Annotated in this window: 7 protein-coding genes; 4 read left to right on the forward strand and 3 right to left on the reverse strand. The window is 73.1% G+C overall.

From position 1 onward, the window contains the following. Positions 1–67 precede the first annotated feature (67 nt). Entirely contained in the window at positions 68–1,447 is a 1,380-nt protein-coding gene (locus ACFY1S_RS12160) for an MFS transporter (protein ID WP_387115936.1), read from the forward strand. Between the two features lie 68 nt (positions 1,448–1,515). On the opposite strand, the gene ACFY1S_RS12165 is transcribed toward ACFY1S_RS12160, so the two are convergent. Further along, positions 1,516–1,758 (reverse strand): mycoredoxin, encoded by a 243-nt coding sequence (locus ACFY1S_RS12165; protein WP_139582276.1) that lies wholly within the window; start codon positions 1,756–1,758, stop codon positions 1,516–1,518. 93 nt (positions 1,759–1,851) lie between these two features. Between ACFY1S_RS12165 and ACFY1S_RS12170 the strand changes: the two genes are divergently transcribed. The 3 genes from ACFY1S_RS12170 to ACFY1S_RS12180 all read left to right on the forward strand — a co-directional run bounded on the left by ACFY1S_RS12170 (position 1,852) and on the right by ACFY1S_RS12180 (position 4,884). After that, positions 1,852–4,017 carry an ATP-dependent DNA helicase UvrD2 gene (locus ACFY1S_RS12170; RefSeq protein ID WP_387115939.1) on the forward strand — a complete coding sequence of 722 codons (2,166 nt, stop codon included), beginning with the start codon at positions 1,852–1,854 and terminating at the stop codon, positions 4,015–4,017. Between the two features lie 122 nt (positions 4,018–4,139). Beyond that, entirely contained in the window at positions 4,140–4,388 is a 249-nt protein-coding gene (locus tag ACFY1S_RS12175) for a hypothetical protein (RefSeq protein ID WP_364375070.1), read from the forward strand. 130 nt (positions 4,389–4,518) lie between these two features. Next, positions 4,519–4,884, forward strand: coding sequence for a WhiB family transcriptional regulator (locus ACFY1S_RS12180; RefSeq protein ID WP_139582271.1), 366 nt, complete (start codon positions 4,519–4,521; stop codon positions 4,882–4,884). 291 nt (positions 4,885–5,175) lie between these two features. Here the strand turns inward: ACFY1S_RS12180 and ACFY1S_RS12185 are convergent, their stop codons facing one another. Then, on the reverse strand, positions 5,176–6,522 hold the full coding sequence (locus tag ACFY1S_RS12185; RefSeq protein WP_387115944.1) for an ABC1 kinase family protein: 1,347 nt from the start codon (positions 6,520–6,522) through the stop codon (positions 5,176–5,178). After that, positions 6,519–7,631, reverse strand: a complete 1,113-nt coding sequence (locus ACFY1S_RS12190; RefSeq protein WP_387115947.1) for a TOMM precursor leader peptide-binding protein — start codon at positions 7,629–7,631, stop codon at positions 6,519–6,521. Before ACFY1S_RS12190 ends, ACFY1S_RS12185 begins: the two co-directional genes overlap by 4 nt. Between the last annotated feature and the right edge of the window lie 301 nt (positions 7,632–7,932).

Raw genomic sequence — 7,932 nt, forward strand, 5'->3', positions numbered from 1 at the left:
CCCCCACGGTCAGTATGGACGGCGCGGCCGGCGTCGGAGGTTCCGGCGGGGGCGTGTCTCGCGAAAAATGGACCACGGGTACGCCGGAGCACGACGGACCCCCGGTCGCAGTCCGTCGACCCCGCCCACCCCGGGCGCGCCATCCCGCCGGAGGGACTCCATGCGCACCGTCCTGCGCCGACCCGACTTCCGCCTGCTCTTCGTCGGCCTGCTGGCCAGCATGACCGCCGAGTCGATCCTGCTGCTCGCGCTCGCCATCTGGGTCAAGGACCTCACCGGCTCCGACGGGCTCGCCGGCGCCACGATCTTCGCCGTCATCGCGCCCATGACGCTGGCGCCCCTGGTCGGCTGGTTCGTCGACCGCTACCCGCGCCGACAGTTCTTCGTGGCCGCGAACCTGGTCACCGCGGTGCTGCTCACCCCGCTGTTCACCGTCCGGGACGCCGGTGACGTCTGGGTCGTCTACCTGGTGGCCGCGCTGTACGGCCTGTCGTACATCACGCTCAGCGCGGCGCTCAGCGGGCTGATCCGGCAACTGGTCCCGGTGGAGCTGCTGGCCGAGGCGAACGGGCTGCTCCAGACCGTACGCCAGGGTCTGCGGCTGATCGGTCCGCTGGCCGGGGCGGCGCTCTACGCGGCGATCGGCGGCTGGGCGCTGGCCGCGATCGGCATGGTCGGCTTCCTGACCGCTGCCGCGGTGGTGAGCGCGCTGCCCACCCCGCAGCCCCCACCGCCGACGGTGCGCCTGCGCTGGCCGGCCGAGCTGGGCGCCGGGCTGCGGCACCTGGCCGGTGAGCCGGCCCTGCGCCGGGCCCTGTTCGGGTACGGGCTGGGATCGCTGGCGATGGGTCTCAGCGAGTCGCTCATCTTCGCCTACGTCGACCAGGGGCTGGGCCGTGACGCCGCGTTCGTCGGCGTGCTGGTCACCGTGCAGGGAGTGGGTGGCCTACTGGGCGGGCTCTGCTCACCGGCGGTGGTCCGACGGCTCGGGGAGGTCGGCACGCTCGCCACAGGGGTCGCGCTCTTCGGGCCGGCCGCGCTCGCGCTCGCGTACCCCGACCTCCGCCTCGGGTTCGTGGCGGTGCTGCTGGCAGGCGTGTCGCTGCCGCTGACCATGGTGGGTCTGCACACGCTGATCCAGCGGCGTAGCCCACCCGGGCTGGTCGGTCGGGTCGCCGCCGCCACCGAGGCGGTGATCAGCGGGCCGCAGGCGTTCTCCATCGGCGCGGGCGCCCTGCTCGTCGGCCTCCTGGACTACCGGATGCTGTTCGCGCTGATCGGGGTGGCCACCCTCGCCGCCGGCGGCTACCTGTGGCGGGGCCGGCACCTGAGCGCCCCGACGGGTGCCCGCCCGCCCACACCGCCGACCCTGCCCGCGCCCCGACGCCCCGCCGAGGACGCCGACACGCCGGTGGCCACCGGCCTTCGCCGGCCACCCCCGCCCTGACCGGCGCCGGACACGACGAGCGGCCGCCCCGGGTGGGGGCGGCCGCTCGTCGAGGGTGAACCGGCCGGTCAGGCGGTGAGGGTCTCCAGGTGCTGCTTGACCTGGGTGATCGAGGGGTTGGTCAGGGCGCTGCCGTCGGCGAAGCGCAGCGTCGGCACCGTCTGGTTGCCGCCGTTGACGCTCATCACGAACTCCGCGGCCTTCGGGTCCTGCTCGATGTCGACCACCTCGTACCCGATGCCCTCCCGGTCGAGCTGCGACTTCAACCGGTGGCAGTAGCCGCACCAGGGGGTGGAATACATCGTCAGCATGGTCGGATCCTCCAACTCCTCTGACCGCCGGCTTGCGGATCAAGCCGAGGCTGTTCGCTGCAACGTCCGGAGGAGCTGAGATGATTCCTGGTTGTGGTGGTTCACTCAGCGTCGGAACAGGTGCTCGCCGGGCTGGACCCGGAGCAGCGCGCCGCGGTGACCGCACCCGCCGGCCCGGTCTGCATCCTTGCCGGCGCCGGCACCGGCAAGACCCGCGCGATCACCTCCCGGATCGCCCACCGGGCGCTCTCCGGCGAGATCTCCCCCCGGCACGTGCTCGCGGTCACCTTCACCGCCCGGGCCGCCGCCGAGATGCGACACCGGATCTCGCTGCTCGGGGTCCGGGGCGTGCAGGCGCGGACGTTCCACGCCGCCGCGCTGCGCCAGGTGCGGTACTTCGCCCCCCGGCTGCTGGCCGGCCGCGCCATGCCCGAGCTACTGGACAGCAAGGTGCGGCTGGTCACCCTCGCGGCCGCCCGGGTCGGTCTGCGTACCGACCGGGCCGCCGCCCGGGACCTCGCCGGTGAGATCGAATGGGCCAAGTCGTCGCTCGTCGAACCGGGGGAGTACGTGGTGGCGGCGGCACGGGCGCTGCGCGACACGCCGCACGAGCCGGCGAAGGTGGCCGACGTGTTCACCGCGTACGAGCAGCTCAAGCGCTCCAACGGCGTGATCGACTTCGAGGACATGCTGCGCGCCGCCGTGTGGGGCGTCGAGGAGCACCCGGACGTCGCCGAGCAGGTCCGGGGCCAGTACCGGCACTTCGTGGTCGACGAGTACCAGGACGTCAACCCGCTCCAGCAGCGGTTGCTCCACGCCTGGCTGGGCGGCCGCAACGACCTCACAGTGGTCGGCGACGCCAGCCAGACCATCTACTCGTTCACCGGGGCGACCTCGTCGTACCTGGTCGACTTCCCGCGCCGGCACCGCAACGCCACAGTGGTCCGGCTGGTCCGCGACTACCGCTCCACGCCGCAGGTGGTGGGCCTGGCCAACGCGGTGATCTCCCAGGCCCGGGGCACCGAGGCGCGGCTGCGCCTGGAGTTGAGCGGCCAGCGCCCGCCGGGACCGGAACCGGACCTGCGGATCTTCACCGACGAGCCGGCCGAGGCGAACGCCGTGGCCGCACGCTGCCGGTCCCTGATCGACGCGGGCACGCCGGCGAAGGAGATCGCCGTGCTGTTCCGGGTCAACGCGCAGTCCGAGGCGTACGAGAAGGCGCTCACCGAGGCCGAGGTGCCGTACGTGGTGCAGGGCGCGGAGCGCTTCTTCGAGCGGGCCGAGGTACGCCAGGCGATGGTCGCGCTGCGCTCCGCCACCCGCTCGATCCCGGGGGAAACGCCGCTGCCGACCGCCGTCGTCGAGGCGCTCACCGCCGTCGGATGGTCCCCGGACGCGCCCCCGGCCGGCGGCGCGGCCCGCGAACGCTGGGAGGCGCTGGCCGCGCTGGTCCAGCTCGCCGAGGAGTACGCGGCAACCCCCGAGGTGGTGCCGATCGGCGAGGCCGCCTCGGTGGAGCGCCAGGTCACCCTCACCGACTTCACCGAGGAGTTGGCCAACCGCGCCGCCCAGCAGCACGTGCCGACCGTGGACGGGGTGACGCTTGCGTCGCTGCACTCGGCCAAGGGGCTGGAGTGGGACGCGGTATTCCTGGTCGGTCTCGCCGAGGGCACCCTCCCCACCACGTACGCCAAGACCGTCGAGCAGGTAGAGGAGGAACGCCGGCTGCTCTACGTGGGGATCACCCGGGCCCGGCAGTGGCTGTGGCTGTCGTACGCCGCCGCGCGCTCGCCGGGTGGGCGGGCCCGGCGGCCGTCGCGGTTCCTGCCCCAGCTCGACCGCTCCGGCGGCACCGAGCGGGCGGCCGCCGGCACTGGTCCGGCCCGCCGTCCCGAACGGCGCCGGACGCAGATCGTGTCCTGCCGGATCTGCGGCGCCACCCTGCTCGCCGGCCCCGACCGCAAACTGGGCCGATGTCCGACCTGTCCCTCCGACATCGACGATGAGCTGCACGAACGGCTTCGCGAGTGGCGGCAGCGGGTGGCCGGGGCGCAGAAGGTTCCGGCGTACGTGGTCTTCACCGACGCCACGCTCACCGCGCTGGCCGAGCGGCGTCCCGGCCGGCCGGAGGAGTTGATCGCCATCGCCGGTATCGGCCCACGCAAGTTGGGGCTGTACGGGGAGTCGGTGCTGGCGCTCGTGGGAGGCGCCGGGGTGGACGACGTCTGCCCGGAGAAAACTTTCGAAATCCAGTCGTAAATTCGTTTGCCCTCGCCCCCAGGCGAGGAATAGCCTCAGGACACACCACGCGAGCGGCGCCATTCCGGCTGCTCACGGGGGTTGGTCCAGTCGATTCGAGGAACGTGAGGGAGGTGGCCACCGTGGAGATCTTCACCTATGAGCGTCTGACGGCGATGCCGTCTGTCCACGCTCCGCTGTCGGCTGTCCGGGTGGCCCTCGCGGCCGCACGACCGTCGGTTCCGCAGGTGCACCAGGTTCAGGCCGAGCTGACCCTGGCCGTCGCGCCCACCGGAGTCAACGGGACCAGTGGCATCACGGGCATGGACATCAATGGCGTCAAGAAGCGCACGGATGTCCGCGGCGTTCCACCTCGAGGTAAACCGGTCTGATCATCAGACACCGGCTCACCTCGAGGCCGCGGAACCCGCTTACCGGGATCCGCGGCCTCAGTTTTTTGCCCCGCCGAAGTACGTCGGAATGCGATCCACGAGATCGAAGTGAGAGAGAGGTGACCGGGAGATGAGTCTGGCGTTGGCCCCCCTCGATGTGAGCGTCGAGCTGGAGGCGAACCTGCCCTGCCGGAAGTTCGACCCCGACCTGTGGTTCTCCGACTCGCCTGCCGAGCTCGAGCTGGCCAAGTCGCTCTGCGGGGACTGCCCGCTGCGCGTCGAGTGCCTGGCCGGGGCGGTGGAGCGAGCGGAGCCGTGGGGCGTCTGGGGCGGCGAGATCTTCGAGCGTGGCGCGGTCGTCCCGCGCAAGCGGCCCCGTGGCCGCCCGCGCAAGGAGGACGTCGCCCGTGACGCCGCGCTCCGGGTCGAGGCCGAGGCGCGCCTGGCAGCCAGTGGGCTGTCCGAGGTGCGTGGCGCGGTCCGGCTGGCAGCCTGACATGTTCCCGTTCCGTACCAACGACGCCTGTGGCACACAGGCAGTTAGTGAGAAGACGATGTTGAACGTCCCGACTGGAGCCTTCGAGATGCAACTACTCCACGAAGCGTTGTCCCGGGCTCGAATGCGCCGGCCTCAGGCCGGTCGTACCACCACGAGCACTGAGGCAACCCGATCCGCCCGTACCGTCGCCATGAACAGCCGTAACCAGTCGGCACGCGACCTGGGCGTTCTCTAGTACCACCCCACGAGGAAGGGCGGGTGCCGACCGGCACCCGCCCTTCGTGACGTTCAGGCCACCGGTGCGAAGCCGGGCAGCCAGCGCTCCAGGATGCCCCGGTACGGGGCCTTCGCCTCCAACTGGCAGAGCACCCCGATCGACCCGAGGGTCACCCGGTGGATGAGCAGGTACGACGGCGGCAGGTTGAGCTGCCGACTCAGCTGGTACGTGGGGGAGCGGGGGCTGGCCAGACGGGCAGCCTCGCCGCGCAGCCACGCCCGGGTGAAGCGGAACCCGTCGGTGGCGATGGGCTCCAGCATCGGCCGGATGAACTCGAGGACCCCCTCGGCGTCGATGTCGTCGGTGGCGCCGATGAAGCCCTCGGACCGCAGCCCCTGCACCACCCCTGCGGCGTCGTTGCGCAGGGCCAGCGCGGCGATGCGGCCGATCGGCTCCGGCGTGCCCTCCGGCATCCGGGCCACCGCGCCGAAGTCGATCACCCCGAGCCGGCCGTCGGGCAGCAGCCGGAAGTTCCCCGGGTGCGGGTCGGCGTGCAGGAGCCCGGCCCGCTGCGGCGCGGAGAGGTGCAGGGTGGCCATCAGCCGGCCCGCCTCGTCCCGCTGTTCCTCGGTGCCCTCCCGGATGATGTCGGCAAGCGGGGTGCCCGTCACCCATTCGGTGACCAGCACCCGGGGTGCCGCGTGGACCACCGCCGGGATGTAGATCTCCGGGTCGTCGGCGTACGCGGCGGCGAAGGCGCGCTGCGACTCGGCCTCCAGCTCGTAGTCCAACTCCTCGGTGATCCGTTCGCGGAGCTCGACCAGGAGCGGCTTCACGTCCAGGCCGGGCTGGATGGCCCGGAACATCCCGCCCAGCCGGGAGAGCTGCTTGAGGTCGGCCAGGAGCGCGTCGCCGGCACCCGGATACTGGATCTTGACGGCCACGTCGCGGCCGTGCGGCGCACCCGATGCGTCGTAGCCCGGTTCCCGCCACCGCGCCCGGTGCACCTGGCCGATGCTGGCGGCGGCGGCCGGGGTGTCGTCGAACTCGACGAACCGGTCCCGCCAGTCGGGGCCGAGCTGCTCGGCCAGCACCTTGTGCACGCTGGCCGCCGGAAGCGGCGGCGCCGCCTCCTGGAGCTTGGTCAACGCCTGGCGGTACGGTGCCGCGATCTCCTCGGGAAGGGCCGCCTCGAACACCGACAGCGCCTGGCCGAACTTCATCGCACCGCCCTTGAGCTGGCCCAGGACGCTGAACAACTGCTCGGCGGTGCGTTGCTGGATCTCTGCGGAGATCACGTCGGAGGCGAGCCCGGTGACACGCTTTCCCATGCCGAGGACGGTCCGGCCGGCGAAGCCGAGCGGCAGAGCGGCGAGCTTGGCGGTCCGGGACACGGCCCGGCGTGGGATGTCGGTCACCCGGTCATTGTTACCGACCGGAGGGCTCCGCTGCTGCCGTGCGGCCGGGCTGGTGCACTCACCCGGCGTTCCGAGCACCCGCACGCGGGATGTGGTGGCCACCCCCGACGGCGGAACCGGCCGGCACCGACGATCTCCATCGCGCCGCCGAGGGTCTCCGGACTGCCGCCGTCGAGCTGCGTGAGCGCCTCGGCGAGCGCGTAGCCGGTCGCCGCGAGCAGCGTGCCTGTCGCACCGGCGGGGGCCGGCGCGACGGCGGCGAGCTGGGCGGCGAGCCGGGGCCACGCCGGGTCGCGGTCGGCCCTGTGCAACTCGACGCAGTGCAGGCAGGGCCCGGCGGGTGGGCGGACGAGTGGCCCGACGACCGGTACGCCCTCGCGCAGGGTGACCAACAGGTGCGGCTGGCGACGCTGGGCGAGACCGGCGGCGAGCAGGGCCGGAGGACGGTCGGTGCCGAGCTGGATCACCAGGTCGACGCGGGCGGCCCGGCCTGGGCGGGTGCCGGTGCTCGGTGCCGCCCTGCCGATCGCGGCCCGTACCGCCGGGGCGAGCGGGTCGCCCAGTTCGGCGGCCGTGATGCCGGTGCCGACCAGGTCGACGGGGCGTACCGGGCCGCTGAGGTGCGGGATCACCTGCCCGACACCGGACTGGGCAAGCGCCACGGCCAGTGCCGCGCCGAGCGCACCGGGGCCGGTGAGCAGCACCCGGGCGGTTCGTCGGCGTCGCAGCACCTGGGCGGGCGTGCCGGGCAGTCGGGCCGCGGCCAGGGCCAGCGCTCCCGCCTCGGCGGCGAGCCGCGCTCTGAGCGGGCCGGCCAGGTCGCGGGGGAGCAGGCTGTGCGCGGGCACCAGCAGGCCCGCGGCGCGCAGAGTGGCAAGCAGGGTACGGGCATCGTCGGCGGTGACCCGGGCGCTGGCCGCGTGGGCAAGCACCTGCCGCTCGCTACGGCTGCCGTCGAGCAGGTCGAGCAGACCTGCGGCCCGGGGATTGGCCAGCTCCAGCAGCACGGCGGGCCCGGGACCGACGCCGAGTTGCAGGGTGTGCCTGTCGCGCCAGAGGCGGTGCAGGCCGGGCAGCAGGGTGGGCCGGGGCAACGCGGTACGACTCATGTTGACGAATCGTGACCACTTCCCTGCTCTCGGTGGATCGTTGTCCACAGGTGGCCAGGCTGCTATCCAGCGTTGTCCACAGGATTCGGCGGGTTATCCACAACCCGCCGGTAGTGATGTCCGGGAGCTGACAGTTGGTCCGGGCCCGAACGGCGACGGGGGGGGGGGGGGGGGGGGGCCCCCCCCCCCCCCCCCCCCCCCCCCCCCCCCCCGCCAACCCCCCCCCCCCCCCGGGCGGCCCCCCCCCCCGCCCCCCCCCGAACCCCGGCCCAAACCGCCCAAAAAACCCCAAGGGGTACCC

The sequence above is a fragment of the Micromonospora sp. NPDC000663 genome (assembly GCF_042898105.1).
Taxonomy (GTDB): Bacteria; Actinomycetota; Actinomycetes; order Mycobacteriales; family Micromonosporaceae; genus Micromonospora.